This is a genomic window from Stenotrophomonas sp. NPDC077421 (assembly GCF_049545505.1).
Lineage (GTDB): Bacteria > Pseudomonadota > Gammaproteobacteria > Xanthomonadales > Xanthomonadaceae > Stenotrophomonas > Stenotrophomonas nematodicola.
Map to the genome: position 1 here is coordinate 126,312 of NZ_JBMWDP010000005.1, position 23,498 is coordinate 149,809.

Annotated in this window: 21 protein-coding genes; 10 read left to right on the forward strand and 11 right to left on the reverse strand. The window is 69.5% G+C overall.

Translation table 11 applies throughout. The features are described from left to right. Window positions 1-47: 47 nt before the first annotated feature. Window positions 48-1,625, forward strand: a complete 1,578-nt coding sequence (locus ACPEH1_RS04590) for a phospholipase D-like domain-containing protein (RefSeq protein ID WP_423715335.1) — start codon at window positions 48-50, stop codon at window positions 1,623-1,625. A 6-nt stretch (window positions 1,626-1,631) separates the two neighbouring features. Here ACPEH1_RS04590 and ACPEH1_RS04595 read toward each other — a convergent pair whose 3' ends face one another. Further along, entirely contained in the window at window positions 1,632-2,762 is a 1,131-nt protein-coding gene (locus ACPEH1_RS04595; protein ID WP_136003195.1) for an HDOD domain-containing protein, read from the reverse strand. A gap of 309 nt (window positions 2,763-3,071) precedes the next feature. Between ACPEH1_RS04595 and ACPEH1_RS04600 the strand changes: the two genes are divergently transcribed. Next, window positions 3,072-4,169, forward strand: a complete 1,098-nt coding sequence (locus tag ACPEH1_RS04600) for a Glu/Leu/Phe/Val dehydrogenase dimerization domain-containing protein (RefSeq protein WP_136003136.1) — start codon at window positions 3,072-3,074, stop codon at window positions 4,167-4,169. A 73-nt stretch (window positions 4,170-4,242) separates the two neighbouring features. Here the strand turns inward: ACPEH1_RS04600 and ACPEH1_RS04605 are convergent, their stop codons facing one another. Next, window positions 4,243-7,095 carry a S8 family serine peptidase gene (locus ACPEH1_RS04605; protein WP_423715337.1) on the reverse strand — a complete coding sequence of 951 codons (2,853 nt, stop codon included), beginning with the start codon at window positions 7,093-7,095 and terminating at the stop codon, window positions 4,243-4,245. 176 nt (window positions 7,096-7,271) lie between these two features. Here ACPEH1_RS04605 and ACPEH1_RS04610 point away from each other — a divergent pair, with 176 nt between their 5' ends. The 3 genes from ACPEH1_RS04610 to ACPEH1_RS04620 all read left to right on the forward strand — a co-directional run bounded on the left by ACPEH1_RS04610 (window position 7,272) and on the right by ACPEH1_RS04620 (window position 9,451). Then, window positions 7,272-8,447 carry a thiolase family protein gene (locus ACPEH1_RS04610; RefSeq protein ID WP_017356163.1) on the forward strand — a complete coding sequence of 392 codons (1,176 nt, stop codon included), beginning with the start codon at window positions 7,272-7,274 and terminating at the stop codon, window positions 8,445-8,447. Between the two features lie 124 nt (window positions 8,448-8,571). Further along, window positions 8,572-8,913 (forward strand): hypothetical protein, encoded by a 342-nt coding sequence (locus tag ACPEH1_RS04615; protein WP_136003134.1) that lies wholly within the window; start codon window positions 8,572-8,574, stop codon window positions 8,911-8,913. A gap of 133 nt (window positions 8,914-9,046) precedes the next feature. After that, the gene (locus tag ACPEH1_RS04620) at window positions 9,047-9,451 is read left to right on the forward strand and encodes a hypothetical protein (protein WP_136003133.1); all 405 of its coding nucleotides are present in this window, start codon (window positions 9,047-9,049) and stop codon (window positions 9,449-9,451) included. Between the two features lie 79 nt (window positions 9,452-9,530). Here the strand turns inward: ACPEH1_RS04620 and ACPEH1_RS04625 are convergent, their stop codons facing one another. Further along, the gene (locus ACPEH1_RS04625) at window positions 9,531-11,159 is read right to left on the reverse strand and encodes an acyl-CoA dehydrogenase family protein (RefSeq protein ID WP_017357466.1); all 1,629 of its coding nucleotides are present in this window, start codon (window positions 11,157-11,159) and stop codon (window positions 9,531-9,533) included. A 109-nt stretch (window positions 11,160-11,268) separates the two neighbouring features. Between ACPEH1_RS04625 and ACPEH1_RS04630 the strand changes: the two genes are divergently transcribed. From ACPEH1_RS04630 to pdeM, 4 genes are read left to right on the forward strand one after another with little or no spacing between them, the layout of a single operon-like run. Beyond that, the gene (locus ACPEH1_RS04630) at window positions 11,269-12,276 is read left to right on the forward strand and encodes a ligase-associated DNA damage response exonuclease (protein WP_017357467.1); all 1,008 of its coding nucleotides are present in this window, start codon (window positions 11,269-11,271) and stop codon (window positions 12,274-12,276) included. Then, complete coding sequence (locus ACPEH1_RS04635; protein WP_423715338.1) at window positions 12,273-13,877, forward strand: ATP-dependent DNA ligase; 1,605 nt, start codon at window positions 12,273-12,275, stop codon at window positions 13,875-13,877. Before ACPEH1_RS04630 ends, ACPEH1_RS04635 begins: the two co-directional genes overlap by 4 nt. Window positions 13,878-13,891: 14 nt before the next feature. Next, window positions 13,892-16,336, forward strand: coding sequence for a ligase-associated DNA damage response DEXH box helicase (locus ACPEH1_RS04640; protein WP_153165241.1), 2,445 nt, complete (start codon window positions 13,892-13,894; stop codon window positions 16,334-16,336). Then, window positions 16,326-16,970, forward strand: a complete 645-nt coding sequence (pdeM, locus tag ACPEH1_RS04645; RefSeq protein WP_153165218.1) for a ligase-associated DNA damage response endonuclease PdeM — start codon at window positions 16,326-16,328, stop codon at window positions 16,968-16,970. Before ACPEH1_RS04640 ends, pdeM begins: the two co-directional genes overlap by 11 nt. Window positions 16,971-17,000: 30 nt before the next feature. Here pdeM and ACPEH1_RS04650 read toward each other — a convergent pair whose 3' ends face one another. The 8 genes from ACPEH1_RS04650 to ACPEH1_RS04685 form a co-directional block, all read right to left on the reverse strand. Further along, window positions 17,001-17,456 (reverse strand): hypothetical protein, encoded by a 456-nt coding sequence (locus tag ACPEH1_RS04650; RefSeq protein WP_312708688.1) that lies wholly within the window; start codon window positions 17,454-17,456, stop codon window positions 17,001-17,003. Between the two features lie 29 nt (window positions 17,457-17,485). After that, window positions 17,486-18,721 (reverse strand): FAD-dependent oxidoreductase, encoded by a 1,236-nt coding sequence (locus tag ACPEH1_RS04655; protein ID WP_136003129.1) that lies wholly within the window; start codon window positions 18,719-18,721, stop codon window positions 17,486-17,488. Between the two features lie 88 nt (window positions 18,722-18,809). Beyond that, on the reverse strand, window positions 18,810-19,016 hold the full coding sequence (locus ACPEH1_RS04660) for a cold-shock protein (protein WP_017357288.1): 207 nt from the start codon (window positions 19,014-19,016) through the stop codon (window positions 18,810-18,812). Window positions 19,017-19,104: 88 nt separating this feature from the next. After that, on the reverse strand, window positions 19,105-19,851 hold the full coding sequence (locus tag ACPEH1_RS04665) for an S-methyl-5'-thioinosine phosphorylase (protein ID WP_026070968.1): 747 nt from the start codon (window positions 19,849-19,851) through the stop codon (window positions 19,105-19,107). Continuing rightward, on the reverse strand, window positions 19,851-20,405 hold the full coding sequence (locus ACPEH1_RS04670; protein WP_017357286.1) for a hypoxanthine-guanine phosphoribosyltransferase: 555 nt from the start codon (window positions 20,403-20,405) through the stop codon (window positions 19,851-19,853). Before ACPEH1_RS04670 ends, ACPEH1_RS04665 begins: the two co-directional genes overlap by 1 nt. Next, window positions 20,405-21,412 (reverse strand): beta-N-acetylhexosaminidase, encoded by a 1,008-nt coding sequence (nagZ, locus tag ACPEH1_RS04675; protein ID WP_153165220.1) that lies wholly within the window; start codon window positions 21,410-21,412, stop codon window positions 20,405-20,407. Before nagZ ends, ACPEH1_RS04670 begins: the two co-directional genes overlap by 1 nt. 100 nt (window positions 21,413-21,512) lie before the next feature. Further along, entirely contained in the window at window positions 21,513-22,163 is a 651-nt protein-coding gene (locus ACPEH1_RS04680) for a DsbA family oxidoreductase (RefSeq protein WP_136003128.1), read from the reverse strand. Window positions 22,164-22,301: 138 nt separating this feature from the next. After that, window positions 22,302-22,793: a CYTH domain-containing protein gene (locus ACPEH1_RS04685; RefSeq protein WP_017357283.1), complete on the reverse strand. Its 492-nt coding sequence runs from the start codon at window positions 22,791-22,793 to the stop codon at window positions 22,302-22,304. 59 nt (window positions 22,794-22,852) lie between these two features. Here ACPEH1_RS04685 and ACPEH1_RS04690 point away from each other — a divergent pair, with 59 nt between their 5' ends. Further along, the gene (locus tag ACPEH1_RS04690) at window positions 22,853-23,491 is read left to right on the forward strand and encodes a hypothetical protein (RefSeq protein ID WP_423715339.1); all 639 of its coding nucleotides are present in this window, start codon (window positions 22,853-22,855) and stop codon (window positions 23,489-23,491) included. The last annotated feature ends 7 nt before the right edge of the window (window positions 23,492-23,498 follow it).

The window sequence follows — 23,498 nt, forward strand, 5'->3', positions numbered from 1 at the left end:
GTCGGCCTGCACTCGCGCTGCACGGCCGGGCCGCTTAGGATCGGGGCATGACCGACAAACCACCCTTCTGGCGCCGGCTCCTGCGCTGGCTGGGCATCTTCGTGGCGATCCTGGTCATGCTGGTGCTCAGTGGCCTGCTGCTGGCCGACCACCTCACGCCCAAGGCGCTTGGCCCCCCGTCGCGGGTGCTGCCAGTCCAGCCCAGCCAGACCGCGATCGACCGCGAACTGTCACGCCTGCAGGCCGAGCACCCCGGCGAATCCGGCGTGGCCTTCCTCGCCGATGGGCTGGATGCCTACGCCGCGCGCGCGGTGATCACCCAGCACGCCGGACGCAGCCTGGACCTGCAGTACTACATCTGGCAGAACGACCTCATCGGCCACCTGATGGCACGCGAGCTCTACCAGGCCGCCGAGCGCGGCGTGCGCGTGCGCATCCTGCTCGACGACATGAACGCGCAGGACAAGGACGCGCTGATGATGGCGCTCGACCAGCACCCCAACATCGAGATCCGCCTGTACAACCCGTTCCGCAACCGCAATGGCCTGTGGCGGCTGGTGGAAATGGTGCAACGCGTGTTCAGCGTCAACCACCGCATGCACAACAAGTCCTGGATCGCCGACGGCCGCGTGGCCATCGTTGGTGGGCGCAATATCGGCGAGGAGTATTTCAGCGCGCGCACCGACGTCAATTTCCGCGACCTGGACCTGCTCGTCGCCGGCAAGGCCGTGCAGCAGGCCAACATGATTTTCGACGACTACTGGAACAGCGAAACCGCCCTCCCCATCGCGGCCCTGGCGTTCTACACTCCGGCCCAGCTGCGCCTGCTGGTGCGCCAGTCCGAGCACGAAGCGCGGCTGGACGGCGCCAAGCCCTACCTGGCACGCGTGGCGCGTTCGCAGCAGGCGCAGTCGTACTACCGTGATGCCGTCGATCTGCACTGGACCCGCCAGGTGGCGATCGTCTCCGATCCGCCGATGAAACACCGCCGCGACGACCGGGGCGACTGGCTGGTCGCGCGGCTCTCGGCCGAACTGGCGGGTACCCGCCGCAAGGCCCTGCTGATCTCCCCGTACTTCGTGCCCGGTGAAGAAGGCACGCAGGGGCTGGGTGCGCTGGTGGCACGCGGCGCGACTGTCGGGGTGGTGACCAACTCGCTGGCGGCCAACGACGTTGCCGCCGTGCACAGCGGCTACATGCACTATCGCGCCCCGTTGCTGCGCAGCGGTGTGCACCTGTACGAGCTGAAATCGCGCGGCCATGCCGACAGCGGCGGACTGTTCGGCAGCAGCGGTGCCAGCCTGCACACCAAGGCCTTCATGATCGACGACCGGCGCGGGTTCGTCGGCTCGTTCAACCTCGACCCGCGCTCGGCCTACCTCAACACCGAAATGGGCGTGCTGTTCGATGACCCGGTGCTGGCGGCGCAACTGCGCGCCGAGTACCTGCGGCTGGCCAGTCCCACGCAGAGCTACTGGGTGGCGCTGGACGCGCACGGCCAGGTGCGCTGGCTGGACCGCGCCGCACAGCCGCCACACTGGCTCTACCGCGAACCGGATACCGGCCTGTGGCTGCGCGTCAGTGCGCGTGCCATCAGCTGGCTGCCGCTGGAGTCGCAGTTGTAGCCGCGCTCAGCGCGAGGCCACGCCTGCGTCCGCGCCGGCATCGCCATCCCCGGCATGCACCTCGTCGGCGTCCAGGGTTTCCACGGCGCGCCCGTGGACACGCCGCCAGATCCACTGCAGCGCGTGGGCCGGCGTGCTCTGCAGGTGCTCCAGCAACGCCAGCGCCTGCGCCTGGCCCATGCGTCCGTGCCGGCACAGCAGGCTGGCCGCCGCCGCGGCGCGGGCAAAACCCAGGCTGGTGAGCAGTCCGTCCGGCGCGCCGGCGCCGGCCCGCTCCAGCGCGGCATGCACCGGCGGCGGCAATTCCCACGCTGCAGCGATACGGCTGGCAACCGGCAGGGTCCAGTCATCCAGCAGAGCGGCGGCGAGCGCCCGTGGCGGTACCGCGACACCGTGCCCGGCGCAGGCATCGAGCAGGTGGCGCATCACCAGCGCCGCGCCCAGCCCCTGGGTGAGCCCCAGCCACTGCGCCGCGAAGGCATCTTCATGGCTGACCGTACGCGCGTGGTCGGCGGCCGCGCGCGACGCCAGCAGCGCGTGTTCCCAGATCACCGCATCGAACTGCGGGAACGCGGCGCACTGCAGGTGCATCACCGGCTGGACCAGCACCGCGCTGATGATCTGGCGGATACCCTCGGTGCCCACCAGGGTCACCGCCCGCTGCAGGCTGTCCACCGGCCGGGCCTGCAACCGGTACACCGGGCTGTTGGCGATACGCAGCAGGTTGCCGGTGAGCACCGGGTCCTGGCCGATGATCGCCGCCATCGCCCGCGCCGAGGCCTCGTGGTCGTTGACGGTCTGGATCAGCTGCGGCAGGAGCTGTGGCCGCCGCGGCAGGTGGCGGGCCGACCAGTCGCGCGCCGACAGCGCCGCATCCACTGCCGCACGCAATGCCGGCGCGGGCGCGGTGTCACCTGCCGGATCGCCTCCGCGTGGCACCAGTGCCAGGGCATACAGCCCGGCCTGCAGCACCGCCGCCGGGTCCCCGGCGGGCGCCGCCAGCGGAGCCGCCACGCGCAGGTCGGCCCGGGGCGGCCGTGTCTCGGCCGGCCCCCGCTGCAGCGATCCCTGGCGCCTGCGCCAGGCCACCAGCGCCAGCACGGCGGCCACGCCGCCCACGCCCCACGCACCCAGCATCGGCGCCGACGTCAGCATCGAGGTCTCCCGGAAACGCGGTCCCGCACCTGCCTTGTCGCCACTGCGCCCACGTCATCCATCCTGACATTGCCGATACTGCACACCGTAGCCACGGCATCGGCCGCGCCTTCACCAACTTTAACGGCCCGGCCCCGGCGGCGGCTGACACCGCCCTCCGGCGGAATGCACTAGAATGGCGCCGCGCGACCCGTCCACTCGAACCGACGACGTCGCTTTTTTTGTTTTACAACCCAACATTTGCTGGTCCGTTCGCCGCTGTTCGCCACCGTTCGCACCATCGGAGCCACCATGTTATTTGAAACCCTCGAAACCACCGATCACGAACAAGTGGTGTTCTGCCACAACCGCGACGCGGGTCTGAGGGCGATCATCGCCATCCACAACACCACCCTGGGCCCGGCCCTGGGCGGGGTGCGCATGCGGCCGTATGCCAGCACCGACGAGGCGCTCGCCGATGCGCTGCGGCTGAGCCGCACGATGACCTACAAGAACGCGCTGGCCGGGTTGAACGTGGGCGGCGGCAAGGCGGTGATCATCGGCGACCCGAAGGTGGACAAGAGCGAAGTGCTGTTCCGCGCGTTCGGCCGCTACGTCGATTCGCTGGGCGGACGCTACATCACCGCCGAGGACGTGGGCACCGATGTCAACGACATGGAGAACATCTACCTGGAGAGCGAGTACGTCACCGGCGTGCACCAGGTCCACGGTGGCTCCGGCGATCCGGCCCCGTTCACCGCCTACGGCGCGCTGCAGGCCCTGATGGCCGCCATGCAGCACAAGCTGGGCCATGAGGAAGTCGGCAAGGCCAGCATCGCCGTGCAGGGCCTGGGCCATATCGGCATGGAACTGGTCAAACTGCTGCGCGACCGTGGGGCCAAGCTGTTCGTGACCGATCTGGACAGCAGCCGGGTGGAGCGCGCGGTCACCGAATACGGCGCCGAGGCGGTCAAGCCCGACGACATCTACGACGTCAACGCCGACGTCTTCGCGCCCTGTGCGCTGGAAGGCGCGATCAATCCTCAGACGCTGCCCCGCCTGCGCACGAAGATCGTCTGTGGCACCGCCAACAACCAGCTCGCCAGCCTGGAGATCGGCGATGAGCTGCATGCGCGCGGCATCCTGTATGCGCCCGATTATGCGGTCAACGCCGGCGGCGTGATGAACGTGTCGCTGGAGATCGACGGCTACAACCGCGAGCGCGCCATGCGCCTGATCCGCAGCATCTACCACAACCTCGGCCGCATTTTCGCGCTGTCCGAGCGCGAGGGTATCGCCCCACAGCGCGCCGCGGACCAGATCGCCGAATCGCGCATCCAGTCGATCGGCAAGCTGAAAATGCCTCTCGGCCGCAGCACGCCGCGACTGGGCACCCTGCGCCGCAACTGACGGCACGGCCCTACCGGAAACGCAGAAGGGCGCGATCGACGATCGCGCCCTTCTTCATTGCTGCCCTGCGGGGTCAGAACGCGGAGACGTAGCGCAGGGCCACCTGGTGCAGGTCGCCGCGCGGACCAACGCGCTGGTCGTAGCCGAACGACACGCGCGTGTTCCGGCTGAGCCACGACTCCACCGAGACCCCGAACAGCCCCCCGGACCGGGCCGGCTGCAGGCCGGCCAGCGGCGCCCACGCATCCACGCCAACGAAGCTGGCCTGCAGGTCGAGCCCGTGGCTGGCCAGGTGCTGCTGCCATTCGGCGTAGCCGCGCAGCGACCAGTCGCCCCACCACGCCTGCGCACGCACGCCAGCCAGCGCCTGGCTGCGGCTGGCAATGCCGCCCTGCGTGCGCAACCCGAAACCGGCGCCGCCGTTCTCGCTGAAGCGGTCGCTGTCCACCCGTGCGTACTCGGCACCGAGGTACGGCGTGAGCGACAGGGCGGTGCTGCCGAACCGGTAGCCCGATTCCATGCTGGCCGTGCTGAAACTGCCGCCGTAGCGCGCGTTGACCCCGTACTGGCCGGCGCCCAGCAGCAGCTGGCGGTCGATATCGCGGGTGAACTGGCCGGCGCCCACCTGGCCCAGCGCGTAGGCCCGCCCGTGCTGCCAGCCGGCATACAGCTGCGCCTGCGACTGGCGGTCACGCCCCCTGTCATTGCCCCAGTCGCGGGTACTGGCGCTGCGGGTTTCGCCGAAGGCGAAGCCCAGCATGCCGTGACTGCCCAATGCCGTGTCCTGGCCCATCATCCAGCCCTGGGTCTGGACACCGCTGGCAGCGAAACTGCCCTGCCCCGCCTCGCCCAGCGTGCTGTGCCAGGCGCCGCGCAGGCGTGGTGCGGCCGTCACCGCATCGAAACGCGAGGACAGCGCGCGTCGCTGCATGTCGATGGTGTCGAAGGTCATCGCCGCCGCCAGGCCGTGCGCTTTGCCGGACAGGCTCTCCAGGCTCGCCGACAGCCCGTCGGCGCCCTGCACCTGCTGCAGTTGGCCTGCCGCCGCCGCAAAGCCGCCTGCGGCCGGCCCGCCGCCATCGAGCACTTCGAATGCGGTTTCCACGCGGGCCGCCGCGCCCTGCGCCGCAGCGCCCACGCCCGCCGACGCGGCGGCCGCGCTGACGTTGACCCGGTCGATGTCCAGCCATGCGGTGCGCGCGTCGTAGCCGAAACGGCTTTCCAGCAGGGTGATGCTGGTGTCCTTGCGAAGGCTGTCAAACGCGCCGGTCAGCGACTGGCCCGCCTTGATCAGCTCCTGGCGGCGTCCGTCCTGCGGGACGTAACCGCTCACCGCCCCCATCAGGTACAGCACGCCTCCCTGGAGCTCGACCGTGCCCGTCACGTTCAGCGGTGCGGCGCCCAGCAGCGTCATGTACTGCCCGCCGGCACGCTGCACGTAGTTGCCGTCGATGGTGGCAACGGTGCGCGCCTCGTTCAGCAGCACGCTGCCGCCGCTGTCCACGTTGCCCTTGACCCGCGCGCTGCTGCCCATGAACTGCAGCACCGCGCGCTCGGCGCCATCGGGCTGCGCCACGATGGTCACGTTGGAGGTGATCGACCCGCCGTCGCGCAGCGCCAGCGTGCCGCGTTCGATGCGCGTGTCGCCGGTGTAGGTGCTGGTGCCGGACAGGCCCAGCGAACCGTTGCCCTGTTTGACCAGCCCGCCGCTGCCGCTGATGGTGTTGCTCCAGACCGAGTTCAGGCCCAACACGTTGACATCGACCACGGTGTTGCCCCAGTCGAAGCGCGCCGGCCCGTTGACCGCCTTGGCGACGTTGAGCAGGCCATAGCCGAAAGTGCTGTCCACGCCGGGCGCGCCAAGATCGGTGGCGGTGCCAAGCAGGGTCTGGCGGACCAGGTCGTTGGTGAAGTACGGATACTTCTCCCACACCAGCGCGGCGGCGCCGGACACCAGCGGTGCGGCATAGGACGTGCCCGAGCCCCACAGGTAGCTCGGCGTGCCACCGGTGTTCTGCGGGTCCACATACACCACGGTACCGGGCGCGGCCAGGCAGTAGGCTGCCGCCACGCCGCACGCGTTGGCATAGGACGCCAGTTTGGACGGATCGGCCGAATCCACCGCGGTCACGGTCAGCCAGCCGCGCTCCAAGTCAGCGGCCGGGCGCGTGCCGTTCGGACCGGCCTGGCTTGGCAGGGCAGCCATGCTGGAGGGGTTGGGGCGGCTCTCGTTGCCGCTGGCGAACACCACCAGCCCGTTGTTCGCCATCACGAAGGGACGGTACTCGTTGGCGATCGGCGCGGTCGCGGCCGGGTTGGTCCAGTACAGCCCGCCCCAGGAGTTGTTCATGATCTTCACGCCGTCGGCGATCAGATCCTGGTGCATGGGCGCGAAACCGAGCGCACCGCTGACTTCATTGCCGCTGCCGCTGCCGTCATCGGTGGGGCGCCGGTCGGCGATGATCCGCGCCGAGATCACCAGCGCTTCCGGCGCGATGCCGCCCGGCCAGGCGCCGACGGCGCGGCCCGCCGCCAGCGAAGCCACCGTCGTGCCGTGGCCGACCACATCGTCCACGTTGAGATTGTTGACGCGCGGGTCGATGTAGGCGCGGCTGGACACCACCCGCCCCGACAGGGCGGGATGGGCGCGGTTGACGCCAGAATCGACCACGCCGATGCGCACGCCCTTGCCGGTCAGGCCCTGCACGTTGCGGCCATTGACGATGGTCAGGTGCGCATCGATCGCCGGCTGCACCGGCGGATTGGTCGGCGGCGTCACCGGCGGTGTGACCGGCGGGGTCACCGGGGGCGTGACCGGCGGCGGATCCACCCGCACGTTGCCGCCCCCCCCACCCCCGCCACAGGCACTCAGCGCCACGGCCAATGCGCCCGCCAGCCCTGTCCTCACTGCCACGATCTGTTTCATCCCCGCTCCCCACGTTCGATACGCAATGACCGGCATCCTGCCATCCGGGCAGACACCGGCGGTCAATGCCGACCCTCTATACTGGGCCGACCCCCACGCAGTCTGACGGGATTCGCGCCGGCATCCAATGCCCGCCGTCCCATTCCGAATATCGCTCACGCACCAACGAGATTGCCATGTCCAACATCGTCATCGCCGCCGCCAAGCGCACTGCCATCGGTTCCTTCCTCGGCCAGTTCAACGGCGTTCCCACGCCCACCCTGGGCGCCACCGCGATCGCCGCGGCCCTGGAACAGTCCGGTGTCCCGGCGGCGGATGTCTCCGAAGTGATCATGGGCTGCGTGCTGCCGGCCAACCTCGGCCAGGCGCCGGCCCGCCAGGCCGCCATCGCCGCCGGGCTGCCGCTGTCCACCGGCGCCACCACCCTGAACAAGGTATGCGGCTCGGGTATGAAGGCCATCATGCTGGGCCATGACCTGATCAAGGCCGGGTCGGCCAGCATCGTGGTCGCCGGCGGCATGGAGTCGATGTCCAACGCCCCGCACATGCTGCCCAATTCCCGTACCGGCAACCGCTTCGGCAACTTCCAGGCGGTGGACCACATGGCCCACGACGGTCTGGTCAACGCCTACGACGGCAAGGCGATGGGCGAGTTCGCCGAGTGTGCGGTGGACAAATACCAGGTCAGCCGCGAAGCCCAGGACGCCTATGCGATCGAGTCGGTGCGCCGCGCGCAGGCCGCGCAGGCCAATGGCGCGTTCGACGATGAGATCGTCGCGGTCACTGTGACCACCCGCAAGGGCGAGGTCAGCGTGGCCCAGGACGAACAGCCCAGCCGTTCGGACATCGCCAAGATTCCGACCCTGCGCCCGGCCTTCAAGAAGGATGGCACGGTGACGGCCGCCAGTTCGTCCAGCATTTCCGACGGCGCCGCCGCCGTGGTGCTGCTGTCCGAGGACGACGCCCGCGCACGCGGCGTGCAGCCACTGGCCCGCATCGTCGGCCACGCCACCCACTCCCAGGAACCGGAATGGTTCACCACCGCGCCGATCGGCGCGCTGCGCACACTGCTGGAGAAGACCGGCTGGACGCTGGACCAGGTCGACCTGTTCGAGATCAACGAAGCGTTTGCCGTCGTGGCAATGGCGCCCATGCTCGAACTGGGTATTCCGCACGACAAGGTCAACGTGAATGGTGGCGCGTGCGCGCTGGGCCATCCGATCGGTGCTTCGGGCGCGCGGCTGGTGGTGACCCTGGTGAACGCCTTGCGCAAGCGTGGGGCCCAGCGCGGCATTGCGACTCTCTGCATTGGCGGCGGCGAAGCAACCGCCATCGCTATCGAATTGATTTGATTTGGTTTAACGCGCATTTCTCAAAAATGAATGCGCGATCGCTTGACAGCCAATCGTGGCTTGTCATCATGTTGCCGGGCGCGCAATAGCGCGTTGCCTAATCTAACGACGAGGATTCACACTAATGAGCATCAACAAGCTGCTGATCGCGATGGCCCTGGGCCTGGCTCTGACCGCCTGCTCCAAGCAGGAACAGGCTGCTGACGCTGCTGCTTCGGCCAACGAAGCCGCCGCTGACGCCCAGGTCGCTGCCGACCAGGCCGCTGCTGCTGGCGCCCCGGCTGCCGACGCTGCCCAGGCTGCTGCCGACACCGCCACCACCGCTGCTGACGCTTCGGCCGATGCCGCTGCTGCCGCTGCTGGCGCTGCCACCGACGCTGCTGCCGCCCAGGCTGCTGACGCTGCCAAGGCTGCCGAAGGCACCGCCGAGCAGGCCAAGGACGCTGCTGAAGAAGCCAAGAAGTAATCACTTCTTTCTTCAAGCAAGTCTGAAGAAGCCGCTGGTTCGCCAGCGGCTTTTTCTTTGGCCGCCACAACCCGCCCTTCACACCGGCGTGAATAGGCTGGCCTCCCCGACGATTCCCGTCCTGGAGACCGCCATGAACATCCGTCCTATCACCACTTCCCTGCTGGCTGCCTCCCTGCTGCTGGCCCTGGCCGCCTGCAAGGGCCCGGAAGCCGAACAGGCACGCCAGGATGCGGCCCAGGCCGCCGACAGCGCCAACGCCGCCGCGCGCGAGGCCGTCGACAAGGCCGCCGCCGCCACCCGCAGCGCGGCCGATGATGCCGCGGCCGCGTCCGACCGCGCCGCCGCCGATACGCAGCAGGCACTGGATCGGGCCGCCGCTGCGACCTCCGAAGCCGCTGGCGAGGCCAAGAGCGCTGCCCGGGATGCTGCCGCGCATGCCAGCGATTCCACCGCCGATGCCGCGCAGAAGGTAGCCGACAAGGCGCGCGACGTCGCCAATGAGGCAAAGCAGAACGCAGACGAGGCCAAGCACTGAGCCACACCGCCGCATCACGGCAGGATGTCGTCATCCGCACGCCCCTCTCCGGAGGGGCGTGCTGCATTGGAACGGTGGCTCAGGGCAGCGCGCGGGCCAGGACCGCAGCGTAATCCAGATCCGGCGGCAGCGTTCCGAATGCCATGCCGTGCTCGGCACCGAGCCGGGAGCGGATGAAGGCGGCCGCCAGCGGGCTGTCGGCGCGCAGCAATACCGCCGCCTGCAGCAGCAGCGCCAGCCGCTCGGTGATGCGACGCGCCTGCGCCTCACCCGGGCCGGCCGCCAACTGCGCACGCAGCGTCTGCCATGCCGCATCGTAGATGGTGTCGCGTCCGGCCACTCTGCCCAGTTCCTGTTCCAGCACCGGCAGCACCTGCGCCTCGCGCGACAGCGCGCGCAGCACGTCCAGGCACTGGATGTTGCCACTGCCTTCCCAGATCGAATTCAACGGTGCCTGCCGGTACAGCCGCGGCAGGATCGATTCCTCGACGTACCCCGCACCGCCCAGGCATTCCTGCGCTTCGTTGACGAACACCGCCGCGCGCTTGCACACCCAGTACTTGCCCACCGCTGTGGCGATGCGGGCGAAGGCGGCCTCCTGTGCATCCTGCGGCGCCAGGTCGACCGCGCGCGCAACACGCAGGGCGAACACGGTGGCCGCCTCCGATTCGATCGCCAGGTCGGCCAGCACATTGGCCATCAGCGGGTGGTCGCACAGACGGCGGCCAAAACTGCTGCGATGACGCGTGTGGTGCAGCGCCTGCGCCAGCGCCATGCGCATTTCCGCCGCGGCGCCGAGCATGCAGTCCAGCCGCGTCATCATCACCATGCCGATGATGGTGGCCACCCCGCGCCCCTCCTCGCCCACCCGCCGCGCCCAGGCACCGCACAGCTCGATCTCGCTGGACGCGTTGGCCCAGTCTCCGAGCTTGTCCTTCAGGCGCATCAGATGGAACGCGTTGCGGTTGCCGTCGGCCAGGCGCCGCGGCATCAGGAAACAGGTCAGCCCGCCCGGCGCCTGTGCCAGCACCAGGAAGCCATCGGACATCGGCGCGGAAAAGAACCATTTATGCCCGACCAGGGCATAGCTGCCGTCGGCCTGCGGTTCGGCGCGGGTGGTATTGCCGCGCACATCCGATCCGCCCTGCTTTTCGGTCATGCCCATGCCGAGGGTGATGCCGGCCTTGTCGGCAATGGGCACGTCGCGCGGGTCGTAGTGCGGTGCCGCGGCCTTGTCGGCCCACTCGGCCAGCAGCGGGTCCTGGCGCAGCACAGCAACCGCCGCATGGGTCATGGTCAGCGGGCAACTGGTGCCGGCTTCGGCCTGATGGTGCAGATAGCTCAGCGCCGCGCGCGCGACGTGCGCACCCGGCACCGGCTCGTGCCAGGACAGGCCTGCCACGCCGTGCGATTTGGCCGCCTCCATCAGCGCGTGGTAGGCCGGATGGAACTCGACGGTGTCGATACGATGGCCCTGTGCATCGTGGGTACGCAGACGCGGACGGTCCCGATTGGCATCGAATCCCAGCCGGTACAGCGCGTCGCCAGCCAGCCCGCCGTATACCGCCAGGCGTGGCACGAACGCCGCGCCACCCTCGCGCTGCACCGCTTCGGCCAAAGCCAGATCGTCGGCCCACAGATGCCGGCCCCCGAACGGTGGCGGCTGGTTGGTCACCGCATGGGTCTCGAAGGCGGACAGCTCGGGCATCGTGGCGGGCCTCGTGGCAGGGGACCGCCCGATTCTGCCGCATCCACGCGCAGGCGTCCGTTCAGCCGGATTCTCACCTCCTGCACGAACGCGGCGGCACAGTGCAGGCATGACGTCCTCCTCTGCAAAACCGGACCTGGTGGTGCTGCGCCCGGAAGGCCTGTACTGCCCGGCCGGTGACTTCCACATCGACCCGTGGCGCCCGGTCCCGCGCGCGGTGATCACGCACGGGCACGGCGACCATGCCCGCAGCGGCATGGGCCACTACCACTGCAGCACCGACAGCGTGCCGATCCTGCGCTGGCGGCTCGGCGAAGTGCCGCTGGACGCGCATGCGTACGGCGCGCGCTTCCGCCTGGGCGATGTGGACGTGTCGCTGCATCCGGCCGGACACGTGCTGGGGTCGGCGCAGGTGCGCATCGACGACGGCACCCAGGTCTGGGTGGCCTCCGGTGACTACAAGCGGCAACCCGATCCCACCTGCGCGCCGTTCGACGTGGTGCCCTGCGATACGTTCATCACCGAGGCGACCTTTGGACTGCCGGTGTACCGCTGGCCGCCCACGCCGCAGGTGGCCGCCGACATCGTGGCCTGGCGCAGGGAATGCGAAGCGCGCGGCGAAGCCGCCGTGCTGCTCTGCTACGCGCTGGGCAAAGCGCAGCGGGTGCTGGCCGAGCTGCTGCCGCTGGACACGCAGCCGGCGCTGCTGCACGGCGCGATCGCCGCCGGCGTGGCTGTGTACCGCGAGGCCGGCATCGCCATGCTCGCCACCGAAACCGTCGGTGAGCAGGCGCGCGGCAGCGACCTTGCCGGCAAGCTGGTGCTGGCGCCGCCCTCGGCCGCCGGCAGCGCCTGGATGCGGCGTTTCAAGAGCGCGCAACTGGGCTTTGCGTCGGGCTGGATGCGCCTGCGCGGCAACCGCCGGCGCCGCAACTACGACCGCGGCTTTGTGGTGTCCGATCACGCCGACTGGCCGGACCTGCTGCGTACGATCGCGCAGACCGGGGCGCGTCGGGTGATCGCCACGCACGGCAATACCGATGCGCTGATCCGCTTTCTGCGCGAGCGGGGCGTAGCCGCCGAAGCTTTCGCCACCGGCTACGGGGACGAGGAATGAAACGCTTCGCCGCGCTGTACCGCACGCTGGACCGCAGCACCGCCACCGGCGACAAACGCGCTGCGCTGGTCGATTATTTCCGCGACGCGCCAGCGCATGACGCGGCATGGGCGCTGTTCCTGCTGTCCGGTGGCAAGGTCACCAGCGCACGGCAGAAGATCGCCGGCAGCGCCGAACTGCGCGCGTGGATCGCCGACGTCTCCGACACCCCCGCATGGCTGGTTGACGACAGCTACGACCAGGTCGGCGACCTCGCCGAAACGCTGACCCTGCTGCTGGACGATCCGGCCGACCGCGCGTCCGACATGGCGCTCGCCGACTGGATCGAGCAGCGTCTGCTGCCGGTCGCCAACCAGGCCGAGCCGGTCCGCCGCGCCACAGTGGTGGAGGCGTGGCGGGACCTGGCGTTCGACGAGCGGCTGGTATTCAACAAGCTGCTGACCGGCGCGCTGCGCGTGGGCGTGTCGCAGCGGCTGGTGCAGCAGGCGCTGGCGGAACTATCCGGCATCGACATTGCCCGCATCGCCCAGCGCATGCTCGGCGCGTGGGTACCCTCGCCCGGCCTGCTGGCCGACCTGCTGACGCCGGAGGAACGCCCGGAGGACCGCCAGCAGCCTTACCCGTTTTTCCTCGCATCTCCGCTGGAAAGCGACGCCGACCGCCTGGGCGACATCGGCGGCTGGAACGTGGAATGGAAATGGGATGGCATCCGCCTGCAGCTGCTGCGGCGCCAGGGCGAAGTGGCGCTGTGGTCGCGCGGCGAGGAACGTCTGGATGGCCGCTTCCCGGAGATCGAGGCGGCCGCGATGGCGTTGGCGGACGGCTGCGTGATCGATGGCGAACTGCTTGCCTGGCGCGATGACGATCCGCAGCCGTTGCCGTTCACCGCGCTGCAAACCCGCATCCAGCGCCGCGCGCCCGGCCCCAGGACCCTGCGCGATACACCTGTGCGCGTGCTCGCCTACGACCTGCTGGAGCTGCACGGGCAGGACCTGCGGCTGCAGCCGCTGACGCAGCGGCGCGCCGCGCTGGCGACCGTACTCGACAGCCTGGGCGATCCGCGGCTGCAGCTCTCCCCGCAGCTGCATCCCGACGACTGGCACGCCGCCGCCGCCCTGCGGGCAGGTGCCCGCGAGCGCGGCGTCGAGGGACTGATGCTCAAGCGCGGCAGCTCGCCCTACCAGAGCGGACGGCGTCGCGGCGACTGGTGGAAATGGAAGGTCGACCCGCTCACCGTCGATGCGGTGATGATCTACGCGCAGTCCGGCCACGGCCGACGCAGCACGCTGTACACCGATTACACCTTCGGCGTGTGGGACGGTGACAGGCTGGTACCGGTAGCCAAGGCGTACTCGGGCCTGGACGACACGGAAATCCTGGCGCTGGACCGCTGGATCCGCGCCAACACGCTCGAACGCTTCGGGCCGGTGCGCAGTGTGCGTGGCGAACAGGTGTTCGAACTCGGCTTCGAAGGCGTCAACCGCAGCAGCCGGCACAAGTCCGGCATCGCGGTGCGTTTTCCGCGCATCCTGCGCTGGCGGCAGGACAAGCCGGCCAGCGAAGCAGACACGCTGGCCCAGCTGCAGGCGCTGGCACGGTGACGCGGCGCGAGGCGATGGCACGCCTGGTGGCGTGGTTCGCCAGCCGCGGCTGGGCACCGCTGCCGTTCCAGAAAACCATGTGGCGTCACTACCTGGCCGGCGCGTCGGGGCTGCTGCACACGCCCACCGGCAGCGGCAAAACCTTGGCAATGTTCGGCGGCCCCCTGCTGCAGGCGCTGTCCGATCCGCCGCCGCGCATTGCGGGCCGCGGCGGCAGGCGGGTGCCGGCCCTGCAGGTCCTGTGGATCACCCCGCTGCGCGCACTCGCCGCCGACACCGCGCGTGCGCTGCGCGAGCCGTTGTCCGCACTGGGCCTGGACTGGCAGGTGGGCCTGCGTACCGGCGATGCCAGCGCGCGCGACAAGCGTCTGGCGCGCGAGGGGCGCGTGGATGTACTGGTCACCACGCCCGAATCGCTGGCACTGCTGTTGAGCTATCCCGATACGATGGCGCGCCTGCAGCAGCTGCGCTGCGTGGTGGTCGACGAGTGGCACGAGCTGCTTGGCAACAAGCGGGGCGTGCTGCTGCAGTTGAACCTGCGTCGCCTGCGCGATGCGCTGCCGGCGCTGCAGGTGTGGGGGCTGTCGGCCACGCTCGGCAACCTCGACGAAGCGCGCCAGGTGCTGCTGCCCGACCAGCCCGACGCGCCACAGGTGTCAGGCGCCCGCCCCCGTCCGATGACGCTGGAAACGCTGCTGCCGGCGCACGGCGAACGCTTTCCGTGGGCGGGGCATCTGGGCCTGTCACAGCTGCAGCGCGTGCTGGAGCGGCTGCTGTCGGCACGCAGCAGCCTGCTGTTCACCAACACCCGCGCGCAGGCGGAACTGTGGCACCAGGCATTGACGGCGGTATGGCCGGAGGAGCTGGCGACCCTGGCACTGCACCACGGTTCGCTGGACCCTGCGCTGCGGCGCGATGCCGAGGAGGGACTGCGCGAAGGTCGCCTGCGCTGCGTGGTCGCCACGTCCAGCCTGGATCTCGGCGTGGACTTCCCCGCTGTGGACCAGGTGCTGCAGGTCGGCAGCCCCAAAGGCATCGCGCGCCTGCTGCAGCGTGCCGGCCGGGCGCGTCATCGTCCCGGTGAATCCGGACACATCATCTGCGTCCCCTCGCATGCGCTGGAGCTGGTGGAGTATGCGGCAGCGCGACGCGCGCTGGCCGAGGGCGTGATCGAAGCACGACGTCCGCTGCAGTTGTCGCTGGACGTGTTGGCCCAGCACTGCGTGAGCTGCGCGCTAGGCGGCGGTTTCGACGCCGATGCGCTGTTCGCGCAGGTGCGACGCACGCACGCGTTCGCCAGCCTGGAGATGACGCAGTGGGAAGGCGTGCTGGCCTTCATCGTGCAGGGGGGCCGTGCGCTGGCGCAGTACCCGGACTTCCACCGCGTCGTTCGTGACGATGATGGCGTGTACCGCGTCCACGACCGCCGCGTGGCGCTGCGTCACCGCCTGTCGATCGGCACCATCACCAGCGACGGCAGCGTAACGGTCCAGTTCCTGCGCGGCGGCCGGCTGGGCGCGGTGGAAGAGCAGTTCGTCGGACGGCTGCGACCCGGGGACCGCTTCCAGTTTGCCGGGCGCCTGCTGGAACTGGTCCGGCTCGAGCAGATGACCGCGTATGTGCGGCTGGCCCGTGGCGGCGAGGGCGTAGTGCCGCGCTGGCAGGGCGGCCGGTTGCCACTGTCCGATGCACTGGGCCGCGAGATGGAAGCGGTACTGGAGACGCCCGGCGAGAGCGCCGAACTGCGCTGGCTGGCGCCGTTGCTGCAGTTGCAGGCGCGCCTGTCCGTGCTGCCCGGCTCCTCACGCCTGCTGGTGGAAACACTGCTCCGCCGCGAGGGCCAGTACCTGTTCGTGTATCCGTTCGCGGGCCGTCAGGTCAACGAAGGCATCGCCGCGTTGATGGCGATGCGCTGGACGCGCCTGCAGACCAACACCTTCGCCTATGCCGCCAACGACTACGGCTTCGTGCTGGCGCCGGCGCATGCGGTTGCGGTGGAACCGGCGCTGATACGCCGGCTGCTGCAGCCTGACAGCCTGTTCGAGGACCTGCGCGACAGCCTCAACCTTGGCGAGCTGGCACGCCGTCAGTTCCGCGATATCGCGCGCGTCTCCGGCATGTTGGTGCCTGCGTTGCCGGGCCGCACGCCGCGCAGCCTGCGTCAGTTGCAGGCGTCCAGCGGCCTGCTGTACGACGTGCTGCGCCAGCACGATCCGGATCACATCCTGCTGACGCTCGCCGAACACGAGGTGCTGCACAGTCAGCTCGACCTCGGCGCTCTGGCCGCCGCACTGCAGCGCTGTCAGGCGCGCGCGCTGCATGTGCAGGCGTTGGGCAGCCTCGGGCCATTCTCGTTCCCGCTCTGGGCCGAGCGCATGCGCGGCCAGCTCAGCAACGAAGACTGGAAAACCCGCGTGCTGCGCGCGGCACAGCAACTGGAGAAACGGCATGGGCAATGACCTGTCGCTGACGCTCGCCGGCGAGACGCTGCACCTGCTGGGTGCGCGTGCGCTCTACTGGCCCACGCGCAGCGCGATGTTGATCGCCGACCTGCACTTGGGCAAGGCCGACCTGTTCCGGCGCGCCGGCATCGGCCTGCCCAGCGGCGGCACGGGCGATGATCTCGCACGCCTGACCCACCTGCTGCAGCAGCAGCGCGTGGACACGCTGTGGATTCTGGGCGATGTACTGCACGGTGTGGCGCATCGCGCCGCGTGGTACCGGCAGTGGCAGGGATGGCGTGAGCAGCACCCGTCGCTGCAGATCGGCGCACTGGCCGGCAACCACGACCGTGCGCTGCCCAAAGCGGACCTCGGCATCGAACTGCTGGGTGAGAGCGTGCAGGAAGGGCCGTTCCTGCTGCGCCACGACCCGCGCCCGCATGCGCGCCTGCACGTACTGTGCGGTCACCTGCATCCACTGGCACGGCTGCCGGGCATGCAGCGGCGCTGGCCGGCATTCTGGCTGCGCGAAGACCTCACGATACTGCCGGCCTTCTCGCGGTTCACCGCCGGCATCGCGCCGGTGCTGGCCAATGGGGAGCGGCTGGTGGCGTGCGTCGAGGACGAGGCCATCGCGCTGCCGCCGCGCTAGCCGCCGGACGGCGGCCGAACGCGGTGCGATTCACATGGCCGGGACCAGCGTATCCGGCATCAACAGGATCTCCGGCGTGCGGGACACGGCGCGGACCGGCTGCTGCTGGATCGCCACCAGCATGTCGCGGGCCGCCTGGCGGATGTGCGGATGATGCTCCGCTGCGGTATGGGTGATGAGGCTGGTGACATGGAATTCGAACACGTCTTCCATCACATCCGGCTGATCCTCGTGCAGCATCTGCAACAGACCGCGCAGTTTGCTGAGTTCGCTTTCGAGAGTGTCGGCCGAGAACAACATGTCAATCTCCTTGGGATGGCGGTCCACACGGGACCTGGGGCGCAGGCGCACCGGCACGGAACGATCCGTGGTGCAAGGCATATCCGGGTCGGGTCGCGCCAGGCGCACACGCACGCTGCGTCTGCGCTGCCGTTGTCTCATGTCGACGGTGATTTCACCGTCAACGCAATGCAGATCCGCCTTCACGCGCGCGCATTCAGCGCCTGACGCGGGCATCACCGTGCAGCACGGTATTCGCGCATTGCCGTCACGAACCCGGGCGACAACGGCAGGCGCCCCATCCAGCCATGCTGCGTGCCACTGAGCACGCGCAGCATGTGCCCGCGCCCGCCGGGTACGCGCCCCATCGGCCCGAAGAACACGTCGCGGGCACGCGCCAGCGTGTCGCGTTCGGACTGGAACAGCGGCGTCAGCCAGTGGCTCCAGTAGTGATAGATCGCCACATGCGCGCGTCGCCGCTGCTGGTACGCCTGCAATGCGGCCGTCAGATCGGGGTGCGCCCGCAGCGCATCGCGCAGCGCCATCGCATCCAGCAGCGCCATGTTCACCCCCTGCCCCAGCTGCGGGCTCATCGCATGCGCCGCGTCGCCGGCCAGCACCAGCCGCCCGCGATGCCACTGCCGCATGCGCGTGTCGCGATAACTCGCGCGGGCCAGCGCCTCCGGCGCTACGTCCTGCAGCAACCCGTGTGCCTCCGGCCAGAGCGCAGCGACATCGTCCAGCCAGCGCGCCATGCCATCGCGTTCCCAGTGCGCGAAGCGATCACGCGGCAGACTCCAGAAGAAGCTCAGCCGTGGCGTGTCATCGCCGGGCCGCGTTCCCACGGGCAGCAGGCCGATCATCCTGCGCGCCATCAGGTAGCGCTGGCGCAGTTCGTCGACATGCGGCCAGTCACCGCGCGGCAGCAGGCACCACAGTGCCCCCCACGGGTACTCGCGATCATGCCGCGCACCCGCCACCTGCGCGCGCAGCGTGGAGGCGGCGCCATCGGCGGCGATCACCACATCGTAGGGCCCGTGCCACTGTCCGCGTGCATCACGCACCCGCCCCTTGTCACTGTCCACCTCGACGATCGCGGTATCGGCCTGCAGGTTGCCCGCGTGCTCCCAGGCCTGCGCCAACACTGTGAACAACGCACCGCGCTGCATGCCCACGCCATGCAGATGCGCGTCCAGCGCGGCGTAGCGCATGTCCATCACCGCGCGCCCGCAGGGCGTTTCCCCGTACAGCCGCTGCACCGGCGCGCCATGTCGCAGCACCTGCGGCAACAACGCCATCTGCCACAGCACGTCCAGGCCGCTGGGTTGCAGCAGGAAGCCGGCCCCGACGGGGCCGGGCGCTTTCGCACGCTCGAACACGTGTACCACGTGATGATCGCGTGAAAGCAGAATCGACAATGCCTGACCGGCGGTGCCGTAGCCGATGATCGCCACCGTACGCGGCTGCGTCATGTCATGTTCCCAATGAGCGTGATCAAGTTCACATCGTGCGCAAAAAAAACCCCGCCGAAGCGGGGTTTTCAATGCTCAACCGAGAGAATCACTCAGCCGGCACAATGTTCGAAGCCTGGGCGCCCTTCGGGCCCTGGGTCACGTCGTACGTGACACGCTGGCCTTCCTGCAGGCTGCGGAAGCCCTTGGCGTTGATCGCGGAGAAGTGCGCGAAGACGTCGGCGCTGCCGTCCTCCGGCGAGATAAAGCCAAATCCCTTGGCGTCGTTGAACCACTTGACGGTACCGTTCGGCATGGTAATGCGAGACCTTCTTCAATGAATGGGTGGTGTACGCTCAACCAGCGCACTGCCGGAGTATGCAAAGCTTGTTCCGCAATGACAATCACCCCCGCGCCAATTCACCGATCAGTTCCGGCAAACCCGCCGACGCGGCATCGACGTTGGCCAGTACTTCGGCCATCGTGATTTCGTCGCCATCACCACACCCGGCCGCCCAGTTGGCCACGATCGCCAGGCAGGCATAGTCCAGACCGAGCTCGCGCGCCAGGCTGGCTTCGGGCATGCCGGTCATGCCGACCAGATCGCAGCCGTCGCGACGCATGCGGGCGATCTCCGCATTGGTTTCCAGGCGCGGCCCCTGCGTGGCGCCGTAGCATCCGCCATCCTGCAGACGCACGCCGGTGACCTTGGCTGCGGCCAATACCTTGCTGCGCAGCATCGGCGTGTACGGATGCCCGAAGTCCACGTGCAGCACCTCGCTGCCCGGCTCTTCACACAGCGTGGAGATGCGACCCCACGTGTAGTCGATCAACTGGTCCGGACAGGCCAGCACGCGCGGTCCGAACGCATCGGTGATGCCGCCAACAGTATTGAGTGCGAGCACGCGCGTCGCGCCGATCTGCTGCAGCGCAGCGAGATTGGCGCGGTAATTGATCTTGTGCGGCGGCAGCGAGTGGCCTTCGCCGTGGCGGGCCAGGAACGCCACGCGCTGGCCGAGCAGCGTGCCGACCCGGATCGGGCCGGACGGCGTGCCGTAGCGGGTCTCGACCTGGTGGCTGCTGACATCGTCGAGCTGGGCCAGTTTGTAGACGCCGGTGCCGCCGATGACGGCCAGTGCGATGTGTTCCATCATTCCTTCATCGCGTAGATGGCCGGCACGCAGCGCAGCGTCTCATTGACGTCCATGCCGAAGCCGAACACGTAACGGTCCGGCAGGTCGATGCCGGCGTAGTCGGCCTTGATGTCCGGCAGCGCGCGGTCGTGCTGCTTGACCGTCAGCGCGGCGATGCGCACGTCGGTCGCGCCCTGTTCCAGGCACCAGGTGCGCACGCCCTGCAGCGTGTAGCCCTCATCGAGGATGTCGTCGACCAGCAGCACGCGACGGCCGAACAGCGCGGTGGCCGGCTTGTGCTTCCAGACCAGGTCGCCGCCGGTGGTCTCACCGCGGTAGCGGGTGGCATGCAGGTAATCGAACTGCACGTCCTGGCCGCGGGCACCCAGTTCCAGCGCAAGCTGTCCGGCGAACGGCAGGGCGCCATGCATGATCGACAGGAACAGCGGCACTTCGCCCTTGTAATCGCGCGCGATGGCGTCAGCGATGCCGGCGATGGCCTTGTCGATGGTGGGGCGGTCGACCAGCAGGTCGGCCTGGGCCAGGGCCTGGGGGATGGTGAGGTTGGGCATCAGACGGTTCTTCCAAGGGTGTCAAGCAAACGGGATTGGGTAGTGCCGTGGCGGGTGTCGGCCAACAGGCCGTCCCAGCCCAGCGCGCCGCGGCCGATCAGGCCCAGCAACGCGGCGGTATTGAGGGTGCGGCCTTCGACCGCGCGCAGCGATTCTTCCACCAGTTCGGGGTGGCAGACCAGCACCACGTCGCAGCCGGCGTCCAGATGCGCATCCACGCGCGCCTTCACGCCACCGGCGGAGAACGACGCGGCCATGCCGATGTCGTCGGAGAACACCACGCCGCGGAAGCCCATCTCGCCGCGCAGGATCTCGCCGATCCAGCGGGGCGAGTAGCCGGCCGGTTCCGGCGCCACCTGCGGGTAGACCACGTGGGCCATCATCACCGCGTCGGCACCGGCGTCGATACCGGCCACGAACGGCACCAGGTCCAGCGCACGGAGTTCATCGAGCGTGCGCGGATCGCTGGCATCGTCGACGTGGGTGTCTTCCTTGACCGTGCCGTGGCCGGGGAAGTGCTTGAGCGTGGCCGCCATGCCCACGCTGTGCATGCCGCGCACATAGGCGCGGGTGAAGGCCGCGACCACGTCCGGATCGGCGCTGAAGGCGCGGTCGCCGATGGCCAGGTTGCCCCGGCCCAAATCGACCACCGGTGCAAAGCTCAGGTCCACGCCGCTGGCGCGCACTTCGCTGGCCATCAGCCAGGCGTGCTGCTCGGCCAGGGCCAGCGCGGCCTCGGGGTCCCTGGCGTACTGCGCATCGAAGCCCTGCAGCGGCGGCAGCGCGCTGTAGCCGTCACGGAACCGCTGCACGCGGCCGCCTTCCTGGTCCACGCAGATCAGCACCGGGCGCGGGGCGGCGGCGCGGATCGCGGCCGACAGCGCGGCAACCTGCTCGCGCGAGGCGAAATTGCGCTTGAACAGGATGACACCGGCCACGGCGTCATGCTGCAGCCAGTGCCGCTCCTGGGCGGTGAGTTCGGTCCCGGCGACGCCGATCACGAGCATGGGTCATCTCCAATACGGGGCGCCGCGATGGCGCACCGCCGCATTGTCGCAGAACCCGCGCGCCGTGGGCCACGACCGCGCGGCTGTGACCACGTCTCGGTCAGGACGCGTCCGCGGCGCCTTCCGCCGCGATCTGCCGCAGTGCCTGGGCAAACGCCTCGGGCGGCTGGGCCCCCTGCACGGCGTAGCGGCCATTGATCACAAAGGTGGGCACCGACTGAATGCCCACCGCACGGGCCTGGTCGAGCTGGGCCCGGATCTCCTCCAGCCCTTCCTCGCCGGCCAGCAGCGCCGTCACCCGGTCGGCCGCGATTCCGCCGGCGGCGGCGGCCTCGATCAGCGTCTGCGGATCGGCCAGATTCCGCCCGTGAACAAAATGCGCACGGAACAGCGCCTCGCCGACCGCCGCCTGCACGCCCTCACGACCCGCCAGCCACAGCAGGCGATGCGCCGGCAGGGTGGTGACCCGCACCTGGCCCTGGTCGAAGTCCATCGGCAGGCCTTCGGCGCGCGCCGTGGTCTGGGTCTGGGACAGAATCTGCTCGGTGCGCTCGGCACTGCCGAATTTGGCCCGATAGGCCTCGCGCAGCGGCACCGGAGTGGTGCCGGCGTCCGGATCCAGCAGGAACGGCCGCCAGCGCACCTCGATCTCGGGCGCTTCGTCGCCCAGAAGGGCCAGGCCCTGCTCGAACCGGTGTTTACCGATCCAGCACCAGGGGCACACCACGTCGGACCAGATCTCAATGTTCATGCGGCCAAGATGGGGATGACGGCCTGCGGAAAAAAGGGGGCAGCGGCGCCTCAAAGCGCCGCGTTGGACGTGATCGTCGCCGACGGGCCCTTCACGCTCGCGCTGAACCCGAGCGGCGACACCGCCGCGCGCCCGCGGCTATCTGTCCCAGCGGCTGAAGGGATGGGCGGCCAGCGCCAGGTTGTAGTAGCGCACGTCGTCGGTGACTTCCTCACCCACCCATGCCGGTAGGGCGATGGACTGGTCGGCGCGCTCCAGCTCGATCTCGGCCACGACCAGCCCGGCGTTGTCGCCGAGGAATTCATCGACCTCCCAGACCCGCCCGCCGTGTTCGACCAGATGCCGGCGCTTGTCGATCAGCCCGCCGACGCACAGCGCAAGCAGCGCGCGGGCATCGTCCACCGGAATCGGGTAGTCGAACTCCTGCCGGGTGTGGCCGATCTCGCGCGACTTCAGGTTGAGGAAGGCCTGCGCGCCCTGGATGCGCACACGCACCGAGGCCTTCTGCGCGCCACTGTCGAGCGCGGCGGCGTCATTGATGTAGCCCTGCGCCATCGGAATCACCGCGTGCGCGGCGGTGCGCCAGCCGTCGCCGGTGACGAGGAATTTGCGTTCGATTTCAATGCCCATGCGCACAGTATGGCGGCGCGGCGCCTACACTGCGCGCCCCCTGCAAGGATCCAGCCACGATGACACGCCATCGCCCCACTCTGCGCCGCATCGCCCTCGCCTCCCTGGCGCTGCTCCCGCTGGCCGCCAGCGCTGCCGCGCCGGCCATCCCCACGCTGGCGCAGGCCCAGTCGGCGATGGACGCGCTGTTCGATGCCGCCATCGCCGACCGCCCCGCCACCGACAGCAGCCGCATGGTCGCCGACGCGTTTCGTCCCCGCCTGCTGGGGTTGTCCAGCTGCATGCCGCTCGACGGCGCCGCCGCGGCCACGGTGGACTGCATCACGACCGCCCAGGCGGGTCCGGAGCCGGTGTATCGCCTGTTGCGCTTCGTCTACACGGAGCAGCGCTGGACGATGCCTGTCGAACAGCGCCGGATCCCGGTGCCGGTGCCGCCGCAGGAGCGTGTGCAGGTCCTGCTGCGCGAGGCGTTCATCGCGCGCGCCGCGCAGGAGGCCGACCCTGCCGCGCGTGCCGAGCTGGCACAGGCGGCGCGCACGGCCGACGTGGTCGCGGTGCATGCGTGCGACATCGGCGAGGACGCGCCGGTGATCGAATGCGAGGTCGACGCCATCGTCGCCAGCGAGCGCGGCCGCCAGCCGATGGCGTTCGTGTGGGGGGACGGACAGTGGCACAACGCACCGGCCACGGCGCAGTAGCGGACGC